The organism is Ochrobactrum quorumnocens, assembly GCF_002278035.1.
Classification (GTDB): Bacteria; Pseudomonadota; Alphaproteobacteria; order Rhizobiales; family Rhizobiaceae; genus Brucella; species Brucella quorumnocens.
This window is the reverse complement of sequence record NZ_CP022603.1, coordinates 1,256,246-1,275,731: the sequence shown is the minus strand read 5'-3', so window position 1 is coordinate 1,275,731 and position 19,486 is coordinate 1,256,246. Positions and strand designations below refer to the sequence as shown.

Genomic DNA, 19,486 nt, shown 5'->3' with positions numbered 1-19,486 from the left:
GAATGTGGGGTCTTTGTGCCGGTTTGTTTGTGCTTGGCATAGCGGTTCTCGCCAGCCTTGCGCTTGGCTCCAGGTCAATACCGCTTGGCGATACATTGGAGGCTTTGTGGTCGCCGGATATCCAAAACGACCAGCACCTGATTATTCGCGAGTTGCGTATCCCGCGCACAATTGTTGCTATCCTAGCGGGCCTTGCCTTGGGTGTCGCTGGCGCGGTGATGCAGGCGGTCACGCGCAATCCTTTGGCAGAACCGGGACTGCTTGGCATTAATGCGGGTGCGGCGGTCGCCGTCATCCTTGGTATTGTTGCCTTCAATCTGACATCGATGGTGCAATATGTCTGGTTTGCGTTTCTTGGCGCAGGTCTTGCAGGCGTTGCCGTGTTTATTCTGGGGCGAAGCAATGGAACCGGCACCAATCCGGTGAGGCTGGTTCTTGCGGGTGCTGGCGTATCCGTAGTGCTCGCATCCATTACCGGGATCATCATTATCAATGCGCCATTGGCCGTTTTTGATCAGTTTCGCCACTGGTCTGCCGGTTCGGTCGAGGGCAGAGGCTATGATGTGATTGCAGTCCTGGCCATTTCCGTTGTGCTTGGATTGATCATTGCCTTTTCCATCGCAGGCAAACTGAACGCCATCGCTTTGGGCAAGGAGCTGGGGGCCGCACTTGGAGTCAATGTCTATTCAACGTTGCTGCTATCCTGCCTGACTGTGATGCTTCTGGCAGGTGCTGCCACTGCTGGAGCCGGGCCGATAGGTTTTGTCGGTCTTGTCGCGCCGCATCTCGCACGTGCAATCGTTGGACCGAACTATCGTTGGATTTTGCCTTACGCGGCGTTGTTTGCAGCCATTCTTCTGCTTGGTGCGGATATCATCGGACGAGTAATAGCAGCCCCTTCAGAAGTGGCGGCGGGCATCGTTTCAATGCTGATCGGGGGACCGTTCTTTATTTTCGTCGTTCGTAGATTCCGGTTGTCCAAGCTATGAGGGACGTGAAGAAATCTGTTTTGCGCATTGGCAGCTTCTCTATTCAGTGGCGGAAGAGGGCACTTATTGTCTGTGGCCTGCTGCTGCTTGCCGCTCTAGTACTTGGCATCCTGCATATTGGCACAGGCACAATGTCTTTCACGCCAGCCGAGATCGTCAAAAGTCTTGTGGGTGAAGGTGCCAGTCCGACAGCCGACCGTATCATCATGCGTGTGCGTCTTCCGCGTCTTGTGACCGCACTTTTTGTAGGTGCATCGTTGGGAATGGCCGGATCGATTTTTCAGTCGATATCGCGCAATGCACTCGGATCACCGGATATCATTGGCTTCACGACTGGGGCTGCGACAGGCGCAATCGTTCAGATCATCCTGTTCAATGCAGGCCCTTTTGAGACGGCCTTGGCCGCAGTTTTGTCGGGCATAGGCACAGCGCTTATTGTGTTTCTGCTGTCAATGAAGGGGCGCACCACGGGCGGCTACAGGCTTATTCTGGTTGGTATCGGGATGGGAGCGGTCCTCTCAGGCATCAATACGGTTTTGTTGGTGGTGGGTGATTTGGATCAGGCGGCTTCCGCACAGCTCTGGCTGGCCGGATCGCTCAATACGAGAACGTGGTCGCATGCGATCCCGGCTATTCTGGGCTTTGTCGTCGTTGTACCGATTGCGATCTACCATGCGCAGCGCATTAACCTGCTTGAAATGGGTGACGACGCTGCGAGCCAGCTCGGCGTTCGGGTCGAAACCACCCGTCTGATTATGGTTCTGGCGGCGGTTGGACTGACATCGGTTGCGACGGCCGCCGCGGGACCAATTGCCTTTATCGCACTTGCTGCTCCGCAACTGGTGCGACGCTTGACCCGCTCATCGGCAGTGCCTTTGCTTGCCAGCGCTTTGATGGGCGCGGTTCTGCTTGTGGGAGCCGATCTCGTCAGCCAGCACTTTCCGTTCAATGTAAAAATGCCGATCGGACTAACAACAGGTTTGTTGGGCGGCGTGTATCTTCTCTGGGTGCTCGCGCGTAATCGCCGGATTTCCTGAGAACATATCTTGCAGCTGAATTGCCACTGATCAGGAATCAATAGAAATGCACTTCACGTGCAGGTTGAACTGCTCGATCATGCTTATCTTTATGATTTTTGGAAAGATCTGATCGGAAAACTGGAGCGGGCGAAGGGATTCGAACCCTCGACCCCAACCTTGGCAAGGTTGTGCTCTACCCCTGAGCTACACCCGCTCGCGCCAGTCATTTCCGTCAGGCAGGCGCTATATGGACTAACGACTTTGAGATTGCAACAGGGAAATTAGCGGAAAATGCTGTTTGTTGCGAATAAACTACCGAATCCTATCTAATTAATTGAAATTATTATATTTATTTTCCTTTGAGGAGTTGTTGATCAAGTGCCGACGGGTAGACGGAGTGCAGCTTATGCGCTTTCTATTGGGCGACATCCACACTGGAGCGCAAGAGATTCTAGATTCTGAGTGATTCACTCATGCGAAGCGAAACCCGCCCTTTCGGCCTTTGAAGATGTCTACGATATTGCGTGTTCAGCTGGGTGCATTATGAGTGTATAAAATCACGAAACAGCGTGAGACAGTCTGACTACTTGGGGAGTAGGGTTAAGCATGCCTCTGACATCGCATGAACTTCACGACTATCTGAAAAGCCTCGATATCGAGGTTACAACAGTCGAGCATCCGCCATTGTTCACGGTTGCTGATTCACAGCATCTGCGTGGGGAAATCGCCGGTGGGCACACCAAGAACCTGTTTCTGAAAGACAAGAAAGACAATTTCTTTCTGGTGACGGTAGACGAGAAAGCGGTTGTCGATCTCAAGTCGATCCACCAAATCATTGGTGCCAGCAGCCGTGTTTCGTTCGGCAAGCCTGAAAAGCTGATGGAATATCTCGGTGTCGTGCCCGGCGGTGTGACGGTGTTTGGTGCGGTGAATGATACCGACCATAATGTTCAGATCATTCTGGACGCTGGGTTGATGGAAAACGGCATCATCAATGGTCATCCTTTGACCAATGAAGCGACGACATCAATCAAACGCGATGATCTGATCCGATTTCTTGCCGCCACGGGGCATGAGGTGCGCATATTGGCTGTATCAGAGGATGCGAAAGCGGCATCATCGGTATAGACTGCGCTTTGACGTCTCGATTGTGAAAGCGACTTGAAATTGGCCGCTGTAAATACGAACTGAAATATCGAAACCAGCTTGGTGCTGTCCTATATGCATGCTGGAAGACATAAGGAATATCAGATGACGAGCCAGAACAATCCTTATTCGAGTGCAAGCGGACAAATGACCGGCAATGTGTCGTTTGGCACCACAACGGCAGCCGTTGGTGGTGGCGATCTTATCAAGGACACCACGACTGCGGGCTTTCAGGCGGATGTTCTGGCGGAATCGCGCAATCAGCCTGTGCTTGTTGATTTTTGGGCGCCATGGTGCGGCCCTTGCAAACAGTTGACGCCAATTATCGAGAATGCCGTGCGCGAAGCTGGCGGTGCGGTCAAGCTGGTGAAGATGAATATTGACGATCATCCGTCAATCGCGGGCCAGCTCGGCATTCAGTCAATTCCAGCGGTCATTGCCTTCGTCAATGGCCAGCCAGCAGATGGCTTTATGGGTGCTTTGCCGGAATCCAAGGTCAAGGAATTCATCGCTAAGATTGGCGGTCCAAGCGATCAGGAAGCGGCGATTACCGAAGCGGTGAATGCGGCCAAGGAATTGGTTGAGGCAGGCGATTTTGTTCAGGCTTCGCAGATATTCTCGTCGATCCTGCAAGTTGCACCTGACAATGTGGATGCAGTAGTCGGCCTGGCGACGTGCTTGCTTGAATCAGGTGATGCAGACAAGGCGCGGGAAATTCTGGCAAGCTTGCCCGAAGACAAGCAGGATGCAGCGCCTGTACGTGCGCTTGAGGCCCGCCTTGCGCTTGCAGATCAGGTGAAGCTCATCGGCGATCCGATTGAACTGGAACGCCGCGTGCAGGCCGATCCAAAAGACTATCAAGCACGGTTTGATCTTGCTCAGGTGCGCAATGCACAAGGGCGTCGTGAAGATGCGGCTGATGAATTGTTGGCAATCATGAAAGCGGATCGCAGCTGGGAGGACGATGGCGCGCGCAAGCAACTTTTGCAGTTCTTCGAGGCGTGGGGCAATACGGATCCGGCAACCTTGGGCGCACGTCGCAAACTTTCGTCGCTCCTGTTCTCATGAACAGGCGCGGTGCAATCATTTATTGAGGCGCTCCCGAAAACCGTTCTACCTTTTCGGAATGCGCTCTAAGGGAGAGTGTAATGCAAGTGGGCAATGCCCGTTACCGGACGGGCGCTGATATACCGGAGCTGGTGTCGATCTTCCCATTGAGAGGCGCGCTGCTTTTGCCTGGTGGACAGCTGCCGCTGAATATTTTCGAGCCTCGCTATCTGGAAATGGTGGAAGATGCGCTGGCCGGAAAGCGGATTATCGCCATGATCCAACCGCGCATTGAAGAGGGCCAAGAGGACGAGGACGACAATGACAGATTTGACGAGACTGCGCGACCGCAGTTGAGCCAGGTCGGCTGCCTCGGGCGTATCACTACATACGCAGAAACCGGAGACGGGCGTGTCCTCATTACGCTACAGGGCATATGCCGGTTCAGGGTGCTGGATGAAATCAACTGCCGCAAGCCTTATCGTCAATGCCGGATTGCACCGTTTTTGACGGATTTGGAAACTGCGCCTGATCTGGGTGAGATCGACCGTGATGCGCTGCTCCGAGCTTTCCGAGATTATCTTGAAGTGCATAGTCTGGAAGCAGATTGGGACAGCATTTCGCGTGCGGGCAACGACACATTAGTCAATGCTTTGTCGATGATGTCGCCTTTCGGACCCGCCGAAAAGCAGGCATTGCTGGAAGCGCCTGATTTGAAAACACGTGCAGCGACGCTAATCGCCATTACAGAAATGGTCCTTGCCAAGGTCAAGGATGATTACGGTTCGCGCCTGCAATGAATGCATGAGTGCTTAGAGCATGTCTCCCAAAAGTGGGAACCGCCTTGGCGCGGAAATCAGCCCACCGGACTGATTTCTTGATTCCGCTACGATGGGATAAGACATGCGTTAAAACAAACAGTGCGACGCATTTCTAACGATTCATCTTAAACAGGAAATGCACTAGGAAAAGCCAATGACTGAAAACGAAAACATCGGCAATATCGACGTCAAGCTGCTTGAATTGCTTGTGTGCCCTCTGACCAAGGGCTCGCTGAAATATGATGCAGAAAACAGTGAGCTGATCTCTGAGAAAGCCAAGCTTGCCTACCAGGTTCGCGGGGGCATTCCGATCATGTTGCCGTCGGAAGCGCGTGCGCTGGAATAGGGTCTAGTCGGTCTCTGATCTCGACTCACAATTGCTGTTATATAATTTCTACATATCCTCTGTTCTTTTTCATAAATTTCACGCTGCTGGTTGTTGCTTGCCACGCGAGGGGGCTCTATAACCCTCGCGGAACTTGAAAGCACGATTTCGGAATCTGATTTCCCTGCCGTTATTGTGCGAGAAAAAACAGAGGCTTGGCATTATGGCATCCAGAAAACTCCTTCTCCTGCCCGGTGATGGCATCGGTCCTGAAGCAATGGCTGAGGTCCGCAAAATTATCGCTTTCCTCAACTCCGGACTTAATCTCGGTTTTGAAACCGATGAAGGCCTGGTTGGCGGATCGGCGTATGATGCGCATGGACAGGCTATTTCTGATGCCGATATGGAAAAGGCGCTTGCTGCAGACGCTGTACTTTTCGGTGCCGTTGGTGGTCCGAAGTGGGACAGCGTGCCTTATGAAGTGCGCCCGGAAGCAGGCCTCCTGCGTCTGCGCAAGGATTTGGCCCTCTATGCCAATCTGCGCCCGGCAATTTGCTATCCAGCGCTCGCACATTCATCTTCGCTGAAGCCGGAAGTGATCGAAGGTCTCGACATTCTGATCCTGCGCGAACTGACTGGCGGCGTTTATTTCGGCGAGCCGAAGGAAATCATCGATCTGGGCAATGGCCAGAAGCGCGGTATCGATACGCAGGTTTACGACACTTACGAAATCGAACGTATTGCCGATGTGGCTTTTGAACTTGCGCGCACCCGTCGCAACAAAGTCACGTCGATGGAAAAGCGCAATGTGATGAAGTCGGGCGTCTTGTGGAATCAGGTCGTCACGGCTCGCCACAAGGAAAAGCATTCCGATGTGGAACTTGAGCATATGCTAGCTGATGCTGGCGGTATGCAGCTCGTTCGCTGGCCCAAGCAGTTCGACGTGATTGTCACCGACAATCTGTTCGGCGATATGCTTTCCGACGTTGCTGCAATGCTGACCGGTTCGCTCGGCATGCTGCCATCTGCTTCGCTCGGTGCTGCCGACGCCAAGACCGGTAAGCGCAAGGCGCTTTATGAGCCGGTACATGGCTCCGCACCCGACATCGCAGGTCAGGGTACCGCCAATCCGATTGCAATGATTGCCTCGCTCGCCATGTGCCTGCGCTATTCGTTCAATCTGATTGATGAAGCTGATCGTCTGGAAGCAGCAATCGCTGGTGTTCTCGATGATGGTCTGCGCACGGCCGACATCTGGTCGGAAGGCAAGACCAAGATCGGCACAGTCGAAATGGGCGATGCGATCCTTGCGAAGTTCAAGGCGCTTTCGGCTTAATTACTAGTCGAATAATTATTGACGAGCCGTCGTGTGAACACCACACGGCGGCTTTTTTGTTTTGCGCTCTAATCCAACTGCAGCGTAAAATCTGCAAAGACGCCAGCAATCAGCAGCGCAATAAAGAAATACTGAAATCCTTTGCGCTTTAAGCGCATGGCAAACAGTATGGCTGCGGTTTCAACCGCAAACAGGGTGAATTCGCCCAGATAGGACTCTTTGTGGTCAATTGAGAATTGCGGACCTGTGCCGTTCAGGAATTGTATCAGGTTGAGAAAGATGAAAAGCGAAAAGAGCCATATCTTTCTCGATAGAAAATAGCTCTCGTAGTCGCCATATTCTTTAATGTCGTCGGGCGTTAGCGTAACGCAGACGAAGAAGAGGCTGAAGACATAGAGCAGGTCGAGCACATAGGTGTAGACGTTGTAGCTCTTTGTTCCGCTTTGAAATAAATACTCCCACCAGAACTGGATGATCCAAAGAAATACAACGACGACCCACCCAATATGCATATAGGATATCTTATGCTTATTGGGATGCTGGACGAATTTGGACGCGAAGATGAGCAGTCGTGACAGGCACAGACTGATGCCCATGCCATTGATAATTCTCATATGAGAAAAAGCATCAGCGGCGCTGATGGTGGTTTCAACTCCAGAAGGCAATTTCCACCTGTATCTATAGTTTCACGACGATGATCAATAACTACCGTTTCTTGATGAATAGCGCGTTGTTTATTGAAAATGAAACGAATTGTTCTGTTGTGGTAAAGCGGTTGTCAGTACATGACAGTTGATTGTGTAATGGAAAATAAACGCCCGATTTCCGGCTGCAATTTCCAGCGCAGACACTAAGAATGGTAAGTATGTTGAACACGCTTCCAAATCCGAGCGTCTTGTATGACGCATTGCTTGCCCGTGACGCCGCTTATGAGGGCAAAGCGTATGTTGGTGTCCTTTCAACTGGCATTTTCTGCCGGTTGACCTGCCCGGCAAGAAAGCCGCTCAAAGAAAATTGCAGGTTCTATGCTTCTATCCCTGAATGCATAGCTGACGGGTTCAGACCGTGCAAAAGATGTCATCCGTTGCAGCCTGCAGCGGAAGCAGACGCATCTGTGGAGCGATTACTGAAGGCACTGGAGGCGCAGCCTCAACGCCGTTGGAGTGAAGATGATGTGGCTGGCATGGGGCTTGACCCATCCACGGTGCGCCGCAGTTTCAGAAGACATTTCGGCATTACGTTTCTGGAGATGGCGCGACAGGAGCGATTGCGGCAAGGGTTTCAGGCTTTGGCACAAGGTGACCGCGTCATTGATGCCCAGGTGGACGCCGGTTTTGAATCGCCCGATGCTTTCCGCAACGCCTTCGCCCGGATTTTGGGGCTGCCGCCTGCGCAGTTGCAAAAAGATGGGTTGCTGCGTGCCGACTGGATCAGAACGCCACTCGGTACGATGATCGCGGTATGTGATCAATCGGCCGTCCATCTTCTCGAATTTGCCGACCGCAAAGCTCTGCCGCAAGAGCTTAAAAAGCTGCACAAGGCCTGTCATGGCGCAATCGGTATCGGGCGCTATCCCGCTCATGATAAGCTTGAGCAGCAGCTTGAGGCGTTTTTCGCAGGTCGATCCGCTACATTTGATATTCCGCTGGTCTATCACGGTAGCGAGTTTACGCGCGATGTCTGGCGCGAATTGCAAAACATCGGGGCAGGCGAGACCCGAAGCTATAGCGAGATCGCAAGGGCGGTAGACAAACCGCTTGCAGTGCGCGCCGTGGCCCGTGCGAACGGTGCCAATCAGATTGCGATCATCATTCCTTGTCATCGCGTAATTGGCGCAGACGGATCATTGACGGGCTATGGCGGCGGGCTTTGGCGCAAGCAAAAGCTGATCGAGATCGAAGCGCAATATCGCTGATAGAGCGCTGCGCACTCTATTCGGCGTTATACAAGGCTGCTCTAACAGATTAAATTATGCAGTCGTCTTCGCAAAAGAAAACGCCGCCCATGAGGCGGCGTTTCCGTGTTTTGAATGCCTTACTGATTAAGCGATCTTGTTGAGATCGACATCTTTAGTTTCCTTAACGAACAGGATGCCAATAACCAGTGTGATCGTTGCAATGATGATCGGATACCAAAGACCATAATAGATATCGCCCTTGGCTGCACTCATCGCAAAGACGGTTGCTGGCAGAAGACCACCGAACCAGCCGTTGCCGATATGATATGGCAAAGACATGCCGGTATAGCGGATACGGGTCGGGAACATCTCAACAAGGATAGCTGCGATCGGACCATAGACCATCGTGACATAGATCACGAGGACCGTAAGAATGGCGATCGTCATGACCCAATTGATCTGCGATGGGTCCGCAACCATCTTGAAAGCACCGGCATTCGGGATGGTGTAGACAGCCTGCTCAGGCTGAGCTGCAGCATCGGCTTCTGCCTGCGTGATGATCTTGTTCTTGACGAGATCAGCACTCGACATGCTTGCCTTTTCGCCCGAACGAATGGCTTCTGCATTCAGCCCCAGCTCCGGATTGGCCGCGATGAATGCATCGAGCTTGGAATCTGCAACTTTTGCCGGGCTACGAACCAACGGCCAACCTGCCTTTTGCAAAGCCAGATTGATGTCATGGGTCAAGCCAGCTTGCTTGGCAGTTGCTTCTGCACCGGCCTGGATCGCATCGAAGGACGTCACTGTTGAGTCGCCGATTTTGATGGTTGCGGGCTGTCCGGCAGGACCGGTTACGACATCATAGGGAACAGCGCTGCGCGACAGGAAGCTCGTTGCGATATCGCAGGAACTGGTAAACTTCGACGTACCGGTTGCATTGAACTGGAAGTTACAGTCGCCTGGTGCCGCAGTAACCGTGGCACGGATCGTCTGTTCAGCCTGTGCAAGTGCAGGATTGGCAGCCTGCGTCAGTGCCTTAAACAGCGGGAAGTAGGTGACTGCTGCAAGCAGCAAGCCCGCCATGATGATCGGCTTGCGGCCAATCTTATCGGAGAGCCAGCCGAAGACAACGAAGAAGCCGGTGCCGAGAATAAGCGCCGCCGCGACCATGATGTTTGCCGACTGGTTTTCGACCTTCAACACGTTCTGGAGGAAAAACAGTGCGTAAAACTGACCGCAATACCAGACAACGGCCTGACCCATTGTAAGACCGAACAGAGCGATAAGGGCAATTTTAGCATTTTTCCACTGACCGAATGCTTCCGTAAGGGGTGCCTTGGATGTTTTTCCTTCTTCCTTCATTTTTTTGAATGCCGGGGATTCGCTCATCTGCAAGCGGATCCAGACCGAAATACCCAAAAGAACAATCGAAACCAGGAAAGGAATACGCCAACCCCAAGCCGCAAAGGACTCTGTGGTCATGACATTCTGAATGCTAAGGATGACCATCAGCGAAAGGAACAGGCCCAGTGTCGCTGTTGTCTGAATCCAGGACGTATAGAAGCCGCGACGGCCATTTGGTGCGTGTTCGGCAACATAAGTTGCAGCGCCGCCATATTCGCCGCCGAGTGCCAGACCCTGCAGCATGCGCAGAATGATCAGGATTGCAGGTGCGACGATACCAAGTGTTGCCGATCCGGGCAGAACACCGACGAGAAACGTCGATGCGCCCATGATAACGATGGTCACGAGGAAGGTATATTTACGACCGACGAGATCGCCGATGCGTCCGAAGACGAGCGCGCCGAACGGGCGCACGAGAAAGCCTGCTGCGAAAGCGAGCAAGACGAAGATATTACGGGTGGTTTCAGGATATTCATTAAAGAACGCCGCGCCAATAAAGGCAGCCAGTGTTCCATAGAGATAAAAGTCGTACCATTCAAATACTGTGCCGAGTGAAGAAGCGAAAATGACCTTCTTTTCTTCACGCGTCATTTTTTGCGCGCCGGCCTTGGCGCTTGATTGAACTGACATAAGGTTCCTCCCAACAGCATTTTTGCTGACGTGCGTGGACGTTCTCCTCCAACTTCCGCGCACTTTTCCACGAGAGCATGATGAACTGAATCGTTTAATCCGTTTATTATCTTTTAGTATGAGAAAGGCGCGACCTTAACTGAAAGCCGAAAGGTCATATGCAGCGGGTCCAAGACAAATTGGACGAGCACGGCTGTTCGCAGTAGCATTTCACTTGGGCATTATTCCAGGAGAGAAAGAAATGAACCGTTTTACAGGTGGTTGTCTGTGTGGCGATGTTCGGTTCGTCGCTTTTGGGAAGCCCTATCGCGTGGGCATTTGTCACTGCCTCGATTGCCGCAAGCAACATGGAGCACTGTTTCATGCCTCGGCGATTTTTCCCGGAGCTGGGGTTACAGTGGATGGAGAGACGCGCGATTATGAAGGGCGGTTTTTCTGCCCGCGCTGTGGCTCGTCTGTTTTTTCCCGTTCAGGAGATGAGGTTGAAATTAACCTCGGCTCGCTGGATGACATTGATCAATTTACCCCGACCTATGAGCTCTGGACTATTCGCCGTGAGTCCTGGTTGCCACCGTTTCCCCTCAAGAGCCGATATGATCGCGACCGCACAACAATGAGTCGCTCTGAAGACTAGGCTGTTGAGCCGGGTTAAGGTGCATTTTGGGCACTTCGCACTGCTCGGTAGCGGACGAATTGGAATGATTATCCAAATACGACGCAAATCGGCCTGTTTTCGTCGAATTGGCTTTTTTCCTTGGGCTTTGGGTGCTAAGTCGCTCTCGCGATAAATGCCGACAAACTTATATGGCGAAATCATCAACATGCCCCAAAATCTCGCGGCGACGACATTTGTGGATTGATCTGGAGCACATCCCGAAAAGTGGGAACCGGTTTTCGGACCAAGATGTGCGTAAAACAAAAGACAGAGCATTTTAATCCAGAAATGATCTATGTCGCTGAGCGAGCACTGTGCCCCTGCCGCATAATCCTTAGATCCGGATCGGTTTAAGGTAGAATTACGCGGCAAATTTAAATTATTAGAGCGTCCTTTGTGCGCCCGGTAGCACACACTGCGTTCTAGGCCTGGAAGCCCCAACTATGACTGCACGTCTTTCATTCGCGCGTGAGCGTATCAATGTTCTTCTTCTTGAAGGCATCAACCAGTCTGCTGTCGATTATTTCAAATCGTCTGGCTATACCAATGTCGTGCATATGCCGAAGGCACTCGACAAGGCCGATCTGATCGATGCGATCTCATCGGCGCATATCGTCGGCATTCGCTCGCGCACACAGCTCACCGATGAAGTGTTTGAAGCAGCGCAGCGCCTGATCGCGGTCGGTTGCTACTCGGTTGGCACCAATCAGGTTGATCTTAAGGCCGCACGCAAGCGCGGCATTCCGGTTTTCAATGCGCCATTCTCCAATACACGCTCTGTGGCTGAGCTGGTGATTGGTGAAATCATCATGCTGATGCGCCGGATTTTCCCGCGTTCCAATGCGGCTCACACAGGTGGCTGGGACAAGAGCGCAACCGGCAGCCGCGAAGTGCGTGGCAAGACGCTGGGCATCGTTGGCTACGGCAATATCGGTTCGCAGGTCGGTAACCTCGCCGAAAGCCTTGGCATGACGGTTCGTTATTTCGACATGACCGACAAGCTGCAATACGGCAACGTAATTCCGACAGAAACACTCGACGAATTGCTCGAAATTTCGGACGTGATCAGCCTGCATGTGCCATCGACCAAGTCGACTGCCAAGATGATTACCGAAGCGAAGCTGCGCAAGATGAAGAAGGGCGCCTTCCTCATCAACAACGCACGCGGTTCGGTGGTTGATCTGGAAGCCTTAGCGAAGGTTCTGAAAGAAGGCCATCTCGCTGGTGCTGCGATTGACGTGTTTCCGGTCGAGCCTGCTTCCAATAAGGACCCATTCGTTTCACCATTGCAGGGGCTGGAGAATGTCATTCTCACCCCCCATATTGGCGGCTCAACCGAGGAAGCGCAGGAACGTATCGGTCTTGAAGTCACCCGCAAGCTGGTGGAATACTCCGATGTGGGCTCGACACTTGGTGCGGTTAATTTCCCACAGGTACAGCTGCCTGCGCGCCCAAGCGGCACGCGTTTCATGCATGTGCACGAAAACCGTCCGGGCATTCTCAACAGCCTCGTGAATATTTTCTCTTCGCATAACATCAACATCGTCAGCCAGTTTTTGCAGACCGATGGCGAAGTTGGTTACGTTGTGATCGAAGGCGACGCGATGGAAGATCATGCAGAAGATGTTCTTCAGGCGATGCGCGAAATTCCGGGCACCGTGCGGACGCGTCTCCTTTATTGATTTTAATCAGCTTTAACCAAAGGCCCGCGCTGCATTCACCGCGCGGGCCTTTGCATTTCAATATCGCAACGTAATAAACGGGATTGATCCTGTATTCTTGAGCAGTTTTGTTGCGCTTCACTTCGAGAAATCATTGACTCTTTTTTCAAAGGGCTTAAAAGCGCAATCGGAAAAGGAGACAAACCCGTGAACGCTTCTCGCGCATCACATAGCCTGTGTGGACTGAATGGCCTCATCGCCATCGGTGCCCTCATGGCGTCCGTTTCCAAAACTACCACGGCCACTTGCATTAAAACGACCACCAAAACGGTCTGACCCCTTGGCCTGCTCGCCCTCTCTCCCCGGGTCCGGCCCAGGGAAAAGGCCCGCTGGTCGCGGGTTTTTATGGAAGCGGAGAGGACAGGAGAAGGTAAATGGGTTTTAAGATTGCAGTCGTCGGCGCTACCGGAAATGTCGGTCGCGAAATGCTCAATATCCTCGAAGAACGTGGCTTTCCGGCTGATGAAGTCGTGGCTCTCGCTTCGCGTCGCAGCCAGGGTTCAGAAGTATCTTATGGTGATAAGACGCTTAAGGCCAAGCCTCTCGACCAATATGACTTCTCCGATACCGACATCTGCCTCATGTCCGCTGGTGGCAATGTTTCCAAGGAATGGTCGCCAAAGATCGCGGCGCAGGGTTGTGTCGTTATCGATAATTCTTCTGCATGGCGCTATGATGCCAATGTGCCACTGATTGTTCCTGAAGTGAACCCGGACGCGATTGAGGGATTCCGCAAGCGCAACATCATAGCAAACCCGAATTGCTCGACGGCGCAGCTTGTGGTGGCATTGAAGCCGCTTCACGATGCAGCCACGATCAAGCGCGTTGTCGTTTCGACTTACCAGTCCGTCTCGGGCGCTGGCAAGGAAGGCATGGATGAGCTGTTCCAGCAATCGCGCGCTGTGTTTGTTGCTGATCCTGTGACGGCACAGAAGTTCACCAAGCGCATCGCGTTTAACGTGATTCCGCATATCGATGTCTTCATGGAAGACGGCTACACCAAAGAAGAATGGAAGATGGTGGCCGAAACCAAGAAGATGCTTGATCCGAAGATCAAGCTCACTGCAACTGCTGTACGTGTTCCTGTCTTTATCGGACACTCCGAGTCGGTCAATATTGAGTTTGAAAACCCGATCAGTGCGGAAGAAGCTCGTGAAATCCTTCGTGATGCGCCGGGTTGTCAGGTTATTGATAAGCACGAGGACGGTGGTTACATCACGCCTTATGAATCGGCAGGCGAAGACGCCACCTATATCAGCCGTATTCGCGAAGATATCACCGTCGAAAACGGTCTCGCCATGTGGATTGTTTCTGACAATCTGCGCAAGGGTGCGGCTCTCAATACAATCCAGATTGCAGAACTTCTGGTTGCTCGCGGCTTGATCACACCAAAGGCGCTGGCTGCTTAATCATTCAATTGTGATTTGAAATCAAAAGCGCCGGGAAACCGGCGCTTTTTTGTTAGCGCGGTACACTATTCGCAAGATTGCCGCGAATTTCGAGCAATCGCGCACGCAAATCTTTCAGTTCGTCCAATGGCTGGCCCAGCGCGCAAAAAATCTGTTCAGGGATATTTTCCGCAGCTTCACGCAAAGCCTGGCCCTCATCTGTCAATGTGATGCGCACCTGACGCTCGTCCTGCGGATCGCGGCGGCGCTTGATGCGGCCCGCCGTTTCAAGGCGCTTGAGGAGGGGCGTCAATGTGCCGGAATCAAGATTAAGCTTACCACCAATTTCCGAGACCGTCTGATCGTCCTTTTCCCAGAGGATCAGCATGACCAGAAATTGTGGATAGGTGAGGTCGAGCTTGCTCAGGATTGGCTGATAGGCACGCGTCAGTGCGTTCGCGGTTGAATAGATAGCGAAGCAGACCATATCTGATAGGTGTAAGCGGGAATCTTTGTGGTCGCTGTCCATGATCCACCTTCCTTATCTCGACTATACGCTATGCACAATTGAATTGCGCGTCACATAATCGTGAAAATATATTTTGCAAAATTAGATTGTGAACAATTTAATTATTTGCAACTCTGCCGGCGGAGATAAGTTCACAAACAGGAGAAGTCATATGTCCATTCTCTATACCACACAGTCTACCGCAACCGGCGGACGGACCGGCAGTGCAAAGACCGCTGACGGACGGCTCAGCGTCGTTCTTGATACGCCAAAGGAACTGGGCGGTTCAGGCGGTGAGGGTACCAATCCGGAACAGCTTTTTGCTTCCGGTTATGCGGCCTGCTTTCTTGGCGCACTGAAATTTGTGGCTTCCAAGGAGAAGGTTTCGATTTCAGCTGACAGCACCGTGACCGCAACTGTTGGCATCGGCCCGCGTGAGGATGGCACGGGCTTTGGCCTTGATGTTGCTCTTGAGGTTGCCCTGCCGGGCGTTGACAAGGCCAAGGCCGAAGAGCTGGTTAATGCCGCGCACATCGTCTGCCCTTATTCGCACGCAACCCGCGGCAACATCGATGTTCGGTTGAGCGTAGCCTGATCTAAAGAAATAAAGGCGCCCGTCGGGGCGCCTTTTACTTTATGGTATCCTGCATATTTTAGTAGGAAGTTATTTCGATGGGTATTCTGCCGGACATTGACGAGCTGCGTTCTACCTGTCGAGAATGGCGCGACGATATCTTTGAACCAAGCAGTCGAAGCCTCCTATCACCGAGTTAGCGAACGTTTTTCTGCCGACCTTGCAGACGACCGAGACATATTACTCAGTCGTTATGCAGCCTCATGGCTATCAAGCTTCTAATCGAAGAAAGAGCGCTCTAACATCAGTATTTCAGCGCTTTGATTTTAGCGAGTGCCGCTTCCACTTGCCCATGTACGTCTACTGCCAATGGCAGAATGGGGCGCGGCGGTTCTATCTTCGCAAGGCCAAGAAGGTCAGCAATCACATACATGACACGGAAGCTGCCGAAAGTTTTAAACAATTCCCAGAGCGGCTCAAACGCCGCATTGATGAGTTCTGCTTCAACCGTGTTACCTGCCTGTGCTGCACGCGTTAGAGCCAAAGCTTCGGCAGGTAGAAGACCGGCGATGACGCTATAAAAGGCATCGCAACCTGCGAGAAGCGCGTCTTTTGTACCCCAGTCACCGCTATAGCCAATTGAAAAGTCGCCTGGCGTTTCAGAGCGCAGTTTTGAAAGCGCCGCACCGTAATCGCCATTCGTAGGCAATGGCATTTTAATCGCCTTGATATTTTTGACATGCGCCAGTTGCACGATCAGTTCATCACTGAACACGAACTTGGTGGTGCCGGGATTGTTATAGATGCAAAGCGGCAGTGCGGTTGTTTCAGCCACTGCATGGAAGTGTTGGAAGACTTCGTCTTGGGTCAGTGGCGTATAGGATACCGGAGCAAGCAAAAGCCCATCAGCGTCAGCATTTTCCGCATCACGTGCCAAGGCCTGTGCTTCATCGGTGCGCAATGCGCCCACGCCAACGATGATCGGTGTCTTCCCGCCAACGCATTTAACGGCCGTCTGAACCGTGCGTTGCCGCTGTTCGCGTGTGAGAAAGGCATATCCGCCGGTGCTTCCGAGAAGTCCGATTGAATCTGCGCCTGCTGCGTGAATGCGCTCAAGGAAACGGCACAGCGTCTCCTCCATGAGATTGCCTTTTGCATCAAATGGCGTGATCGGGAAAGCGGAAAGGCCCTTGAAGAGTTTCATGTAGCGTCTCGTTTCTCAAACAGGTTCAGCGTGACAGAAGCAGACGAATACCGGCAAGTGCAAAGACGGCTGCCAGTACACCTTCGATCCAGCGGCGGGCGTTCCGATATAGGCGCACCATGGGTGCAGTTGAAAACACAATAGCGTAGCCGCAGAAAATGGTGATGCTAAGCACAATGCAACCGCCAAGAAAAGCAGCCAAATGAGACCATGACGAGTTGGTGCCAAGACCGAGTGTCACCAAGGCAATCCAGGACAAAATGGATTTGGGATTGGAGAGATGCATCAGCAATCCACGTCGGTAAAGTTCGCCGCCTGAGAGAAATGCGCCACCATTCGGCGCTCGGGCCGCGATTTTTTCATCGGATGTCATGGCGGCACGTCCGGCCTTGAAGGCCAGATAGAGCAGATAAAGACCGCCGAAGATTTTAAGAACAATCAGTGCTTCCGCGAAGCGTGTGAGGATGGCCGAAACGCCAGTCGCAGCCATCAAGTCCCAGAAGATCGAGCCGGTCACAACACCGGCGGCGAACATAAGTCCCGCCTTTCGACCTTGATTCATGGCGACGCCCATAATGCGCATATTGCTTGGGCCGGGGCTGCCAGCGGCAATGACATACGTCGTGTAAACGAGGAGAAGCTGGTAGATGGCCGGGGACATGCTCATGATCGCTACTCTTATTGCTTTGTGAGAAGCTATATCATTCCGGCCAAGCAATATCTGTATGCGATTGTATCGAAATCTACGGAAAAAACGTCGAAATTGTCACCATTTTGGTCCGATGTGACAAAATGCAGCCATTCATCACGTCCGTGTTGCTCTAATCAGCATGCGCTTCGAGAGCTTCCATATCGTCATCTGAAAGGCCGAAATGGTGGCCAATTTCGTGAATGAGCACGTGGGTGATGATATCGCCGAGCGTTTCTTCGTGCTCAGACCAGTAGTCGAGAATGGCGCGACGGAAAAGTGTGATGCGGTTCGGGCTATCCCCCGTTTGCAGGCTGAAACGCTCACCAATGCCCACACCTTCAAACAGGCCAAGAAGATCGAAAGGCGTTTCCAGACCAAGGTCTTCGATGATCTGTTCTTCAGGGAAATCAGCGATCTGAATGATGATGTCACCGCAAAGCGCGCGGAATTCCTGCGGAAGATGCGCTAACGCTTCGATCGCAATGGATTCGACTTCATCAAGCGAGGGCGAGAGGCGTCCCGCCCAGTCGCCGCTTTGATCTTCTCGGGCCATTTCAGCCAACCGGGTCCTATTCAATGATTCAGGCCGCCGGACTCTCTGGCAATAAGCTTGTAATACTAAAAGCCATTATGCCCAGGGACGCTGTTGGGCGTTCTGTGCCTCGAACGTGTCGATGCTGGTTGCCTTTTCCATGGTCAGACCGATGTCATCGAGACCATTGAGCAGGCAGTGACGCTTGAAGTCGTCGAGGTCGAAGGAAATCGTGCCACCATCGGGGCCGTGAATTTCCTTGGCGTCAAGGTCGATCGTCAGCGTTGCATTGGCACCGCGCGAAGCATCGTCCATCAGCTTGTCGAGATCTTCCTGGCTCACCTTGATCGGCAGAATGCCGTTCTTGAAGCAGTTGTTGTAGAAGATGTCGGCGAAAGAAGTCGAAATTACGCACCGAATGCCGAAATCAAGCAGTGCCCATGGCGCATGTTCACGCGAAGAGCCACAACCAAAATTATCGCCAGCAACCAGAATCTGGGCATTGCGATAGCCAGGCTTGTTCAGCACGAAATCCGGGTTTTCGGTTCCGTCTTCGTTGAAGCGCATTTCAGCAAACAGCCCCTTGCTCAGACCCGTGCGCTTGATCGTCTTCAGATAATCCTTAGGGATAATCATGTCCGTATCGATATTGACGATCGGCAGAGGGGCGGCAACGCCCGTGAGCTTGGTGAACTTATCCATATCTGGAGCCTGTCAGTTTGGTATTTGCAAATTTGAAGACTGGTTTACATCAGCATGACACAGAGTCAATGTTTCTGGCCACAAGTGCCCAATAGGTCGCAACCTAGAGCGTTTCGCGTTTAATTGCACCCATCGCTCGAGATTCTTTAAATTGTCGCATGTTCGCGAACGCTAAATGAGCCATTTAACTGCAACATGCTTTGGCGGCCTCTTCATGGAACAGGCCGCCATTGTGTTTAAAGCTTCAGCGCAATACCACCAGCCTCGACACCTGTGAGGCGGCGCGACTTACCATCAGCACCCATTACAACGGTAAAGCGTCTGCGCAAAATCGACAGGTTCGGTGAAACTGCGACATTGATCGCAGGTTCGAACTGCAGCGTGATGCGCCACAAGTCACGCTTGATTGTTTCTTCCACACCCACGATGCGCGCATGGAAAGGCGTAGTGTGGAACATGCCAGAGACATGTTGTCCAACGCGATATGGTGCTGTGTCGTCCTGAACGGGCATCCCATCTTTGTTTTCGTGGCTTGTGGCAGCCAGCGTATTCCAGTCACGCGTACCCGATTGGCGGGCGACGAGGTCGAGCGCCTTTCCGTGGCTGATGGTGATACCTTCTTCGCCTAAAGCCTGACGTAATCTACGGGCCTGATGCTTGAAGTCAGTCGTCATTTGCCCAGCACTTGCTGTGGTCATTGTTTTCGCTCCTGATTGTGAGCGGCGTTTTCATGAACGGGTGCCCGCATTGCCGTTTCTGCCGTCACCGGAACAAAAACGAAAACCAGAATGCTTTACCATGGCCAAAGGCTGCGGGCGGCAGGTGCATTCCAACCGATGGCTGGAAAATAGGCAGCCATGATGCGGAATTCAAGTCCCATGAATGTGTGGGGATGGC

General features: G+C 52.5%; 20 protein-coding genes and 1 tRNA gene. 12 read left to right on the top strand and 9 right to left on the bottom strand.

All coding sequences use genetic code 11. The features are described from left to right. The first annotated feature begins 2 nt into the window (after positions 1–2). Both CES85_RS06015 and CES85_RS06010 read left to right on the top strand, forming a co-directional pair. A complete protein-coding gene (locus CES85_RS06015) occupies positions 3–989 on the top strand; it encodes a FecCD family ABC transporter permease (protein WP_208636290.1) in 987 nt (328 codons plus the stop codon). Beyond that, positions 986–2,026 carry a FecCD family ABC transporter permease gene (locus CES85_RS06010; RefSeq protein WP_095445050.1) on the top strand — a complete coding sequence of 347 codons (1,041 nt, stop codon included), beginning with the start codon at positions 986–988 and terminating at the stop codon, positions 2,024–2,026. Before CES85_RS06015 ends, CES85_RS06010 begins: the two co-directional genes overlap by 4 nt. 121 nt (positions 2,027–2,147) lie before the next feature. Here CES85_RS06010 and CES85_RS06005 read toward each other — a convergent pair. Beyond that, a tRNA-Gly gene (locus CES85_RS06005) sits at positions 2,148–2,222 on the bottom strand. A 392-nt stretch (positions 2,223–2,614) separates the two neighbouring features. Between CES85_RS06005 and CES85_RS06000 the strand changes: the two genes are divergently transcribed. From CES85_RS06000 to leuB, 5 genes are all read left to right on the top strand, one after another. Next, positions 2,615–3,136: a prolyl-tRNA synthetase associated domain-containing protein gene (locus tag CES85_RS06000; protein WP_095445049.1), complete on the top strand. Its 522-nt coding sequence runs from the start codon at positions 2,615–2,617 to the stop codon at positions 3,134–3,136. 123 nt (positions 3,137–3,259) lie between these two features. Next, on the top strand, positions 3,260–4,222 hold the full coding sequence (trxA, locus tag CES85_RS05995) for a thioredoxin (RefSeq protein WP_095445048.1): 963 nt from the start codon (positions 3,260–3,262) through the stop codon (positions 4,220–4,222). 80 nt (positions 4,223–4,302) lie between these two features. Continuing rightward, entirely contained in the window at positions 4,303–5,001 is a 699-nt protein-coding gene (locus CES85_RS05990; RefSeq protein ID WP_095445047.1) for an LON peptidase substrate-binding domain-containing protein, read from the top strand. A 175-nt stretch (positions 5,002–5,176) separates the two neighbouring features. Then, the gene (locus CES85_RS05985; RefSeq protein ID WP_095445046.1) at positions 5,177–5,368 is read left to right on the top strand and encodes a Trm112 family protein; all 192 of its coding nucleotides are present in this window, start codon (positions 5,177–5,179) and stop codon (positions 5,366–5,368) included. A 202-nt stretch (positions 5,369–5,570) separates the two neighbouring features. Continuing rightward, the gene (gene leuB / locus CES85_RS05980; RefSeq protein ID WP_095445045.1) at positions 5,571–6,683 is read left to right on the top strand and encodes a 3-isopropylmalate dehydrogenase; all 1,113 of its coding nucleotides are present in this window, start codon (positions 5,571–5,573) and stop codon (positions 6,681–6,683) included. 68 nt (positions 6,684–6,751) lie between these two features. On the opposite strand, the gene CES85_RS05975 is transcribed toward leuB, so the two are convergent. Then, complete coding sequence (locus CES85_RS05975; protein WP_157743418.1) at positions 6,752–7,297, bottom strand: hypothetical protein; 546 nt, start codon at positions 7,295–7,297, stop codon at positions 6,752–6,754. 251 nt (positions 7,298–7,548) lie between these two features. Here CES85_RS05975 and CES85_RS05970 point away from each other — a divergent pair, with 251 nt between their 5' ends. After that, entirely contained in the window at positions 7,549–8,598 is a 1,050-nt protein-coding gene (locus CES85_RS05970) for a bifunctional transcriptional activator/DNA repair enzyme AdaA (RefSeq protein ID WP_095445726.1), read from the top strand. A 126-nt stretch (positions 8,599–8,724) separates the two neighbouring features. On the opposite strand, the gene CES85_RS05965 is transcribed toward CES85_RS05970, so the two are convergent. Further along, positions 8,725–10,614, bottom strand: coding sequence for an MFS transporter (locus CES85_RS05965; RefSeq protein WP_095445043.1), 1,890 nt, complete (start codon positions 10,612–10,614; stop codon positions 8,725–8,727). A gap of 241 nt (positions 10,615–10,855) precedes the next feature. Between CES85_RS05965 and CES85_RS05960 the strand changes: the two genes are divergently transcribed. From CES85_RS05960 to CES85_RS05950, 3 genes are all read left to right on the top strand, one after another. Beyond that, a complete protein-coding gene (locus CES85_RS05960) occupies positions 10,856–11,248 on the top strand; it encodes a GFA family protein (protein ID WP_095445042.1) in 393 nt (130 codons plus the stop codon). Between the two features lie 464 nt (positions 11,249–11,712). Continuing rightward, positions 11,713–12,951, top strand: coding sequence for a phosphoglycerate dehydrogenase (gene serA / locus CES85_RS05955; RefSeq protein ID WP_095445041.1), 1,239 nt, complete (start codon positions 11,713–11,715; stop codon positions 12,949–12,951). A 413-nt stretch (positions 12,952–13,364) separates the two neighbouring features. After that, positions 13,365–14,399 carry an aspartate-semialdehyde dehydrogenase gene (locus CES85_RS05950; RefSeq protein ID WP_095445040.1) on the top strand — a complete coding sequence of 345 codons (1,035 nt, stop codon included), beginning with the start codon at positions 13,365–13,367 and terminating at the stop codon, positions 14,397–14,399. 52 nt (positions 14,400–14,451) lie between these two features. Here CES85_RS05950 and ohrR read toward each other — a convergent pair whose 3' ends face one another. Continuing rightward, entirely contained in the window at positions 14,452–14,907 is a 456-nt protein-coding gene (ohrR, locus tag CES85_RS05945) for a transcriptional regulator OhrR (RefSeq protein WP_095445039.1), read from the bottom strand. Between the two features lie 151 nt (positions 14,908–15,058). Between ohrR and CES85_RS05940 the strand changes: the two genes are divergently transcribed. Further along, the gene (locus CES85_RS05940; protein ID WP_095445038.1) at positions 15,059–15,481 is read left to right on the top strand and encodes an organic hydroperoxide resistance protein; all 423 of its coding nucleotides are present in this window, start codon (positions 15,059–15,061) and stop codon (positions 15,479–15,481) included. A 283-nt stretch (positions 15,482–15,764) separates the two neighbouring features. Here the strand turns inward: CES85_RS05940 and CES85_RS05935 are convergent, their stop codons facing one another. The 5 genes from CES85_RS05935 to CES85_RS05915 all read right to left on the bottom strand — a co-directional run bounded on the left by CES85_RS05935 (position 15,765) and on the right by CES85_RS05915 (position 19,287). Beyond that, positions 15,765–16,664: a dihydrodipicolinate synthase family protein gene (locus tag CES85_RS05935; protein WP_095445037.1), complete on the bottom strand. Its 900-nt coding sequence runs from the start codon at positions 16,662–16,664 to the stop codon at positions 15,765–15,767. A 25-nt stretch (positions 16,665–16,689) separates the two neighbouring features. Next, positions 16,690–17,331, bottom strand: coding sequence for a LysE family translocator (locus CES85_RS05930; RefSeq protein WP_434063347.1), 642 nt, complete (start codon positions 17,329–17,331; stop codon positions 16,690–16,692). 154 nt (positions 17,332–17,485) lie between these two features. Continuing rightward, complete coding sequence (locus tag CES85_RS05925; protein ID WP_095445036.1) at positions 17,486–17,908, bottom strand: metallopeptidase family protein; 423 nt, start codon at positions 17,906–17,908, stop codon at positions 17,486–17,488. 75 nt (positions 17,909–17,983) lie between these two features. Next, complete coding sequence (leuD, locus tag CES85_RS05920; protein ID WP_095445035.1) at positions 17,984–18,589, bottom strand: 3-isopropylmalate dehydratase small subunit; 606 nt, start codon at positions 18,587–18,589, stop codon at positions 17,984–17,986. 236 nt (positions 18,590–18,825) lie between these two features. Then, on the bottom strand, positions 18,826–19,287 hold the full coding sequence (locus tag CES85_RS05915) for a glyoxalase superfamily protein (protein WP_095445034.1): 462 nt from the start codon (positions 19,285–19,287) through the stop codon (positions 18,826–18,828). Positions 19,288–19,486 lie beyond the last annotated feature (199 nt).

Excerpts from the sequence above, each read along its gene's own strand:
- trxA (WP_095445048.1), top strand. The coding sequence starts at position 3,260 with ATGACGAGCCAGAACAATCCTTATTCGAGTGCAAGCGGACAAATGACC.
- CES85_RS05985 (WP_095445046.1), top strand. The coding sequence starts at position 5,177 with ATGACTGAAAACGAAAACATCGGCAATATCGACGTCAAGCTGCTTGAA.
- CES85_RS05925 (WP_095445036.1), bottom strand. The coding sequence starts at position 17,908 with ATGGCCCGAGAAGATCAAAGCGGCGACTGGGCGGGACGCCTCTCGCCC.
- CES85_RS05915 (WP_095445034.1), bottom strand. The coding sequence starts at position 19,287 with ATGACCACAGCAAGTGCTGGGCAAATGACGACTGACTTCAAGCATCAG.
- CES85_RS05975 (WP_157743418.1), bottom strand. The coding sequence starts at position 7,297 with ATGAGAATTATCAATGGCATGGGCATCAGTCTGTGCCTGTCACGACTG.
- leuB (WP_095445045.1), top strand. The coding sequence starts at position 5,571 with ATGGCATCCAGAAAACTCCTTCTCCTGCCCGGTGATGGCATCGGTCCT.
- CES85_RS05950 (WP_095445040.1), top strand. The coding sequence starts at position 13,365 with ATGGGTTTTAAGATTGCAGTCGTCGGCGCTACCGGAAATGTCGGTCGC.
- CES85_RS05940 (WP_095445038.1), top strand. The coding sequence starts at position 15,059 with ATGTCCATTCTCTATACCACACAGTCTACCGCAACCGGCGGACGGACC.
- CES85_RS05965 (WP_095445043.1), bottom strand. The coding sequence starts at position 10,614 with ATGTCAGTTCAATCAAGCGCCAAGGCCGGCGCGCAAAAAATGACGCGT.
- CES85_RS06010 (WP_095445050.1), top strand. The coding sequence starts at position 986 with ATGAGGGACGTGAAGAAATCTGTTTTGCGCATTGGCAGCTTCTCTATT.
- CES85_RS05935 (WP_095445037.1), bottom strand. The coding sequence starts at position 16,664 with ATGAAACTCTTCAAGGGCCTTTCCGCTTTCCCGATCACGCCATTTGAT.
- CES85_RS05970 (WP_095445726.1), top strand. The coding sequence starts at position 7,549 with ATGTTGAACACGCTTCCAAATCCGAGCGTCTTGTATGACGCATTGCTT.
- CES85_RS05930 (WP_434063347.1), bottom strand. The coding sequence starts at position 17,331 with ATGAGCATGTCCCCGGCCATCTACCAGCTTCTCCTCGTTTACACGACG.
- CES85_RS05960 (WP_095445042.1), top strand. The coding sequence starts at position 10,856 with ATGAACCGTTTTACAGGTGGTTGTCTGTGTGGCGATGTTCGGTTCGTC.
- CES85_RS05990 (WP_095445047.1), top strand. The coding sequence starts at position 4,303 with ATGCAAGTGGGCAATGCCCGTTACCGGACGGGCGCTGATATACCGGAG.
- serA (WP_095445041.1), top strand. The coding sequence starts at position 11,713 with ATGACTGCACGTCTTTCATTCGCGCGTGAGCGTATCAATGTTCTTCTT.
- ohrR (WP_095445039.1), bottom strand. The coding sequence starts at position 14,907 with ATGGACAGCGACCACAAAGATTCCCGCTTACACCTATCAGATATGGTC.
- CES85_RS06015 (WP_208636290.1), top strand. The coding sequence starts at position 3 with ATGTGGGGTCTTTGTGCCGGTTTGTTTGTGCTTGGCATAGCGGTTCTC.
- CES85_RS06000 (WP_095445049.1), top strand. The coding sequence starts at position 2,615 with ATGCCTCTGACATCGCATGAACTTCACGACTATCTGAAAAGCCTCGAT.
- leuD (WP_095445035.1), bottom strand. The coding sequence starts at position 18,589 with ATGGATAAGTTCACCAAGCTCACGGGCGTTGCCGCCCCTCTGCCGATC.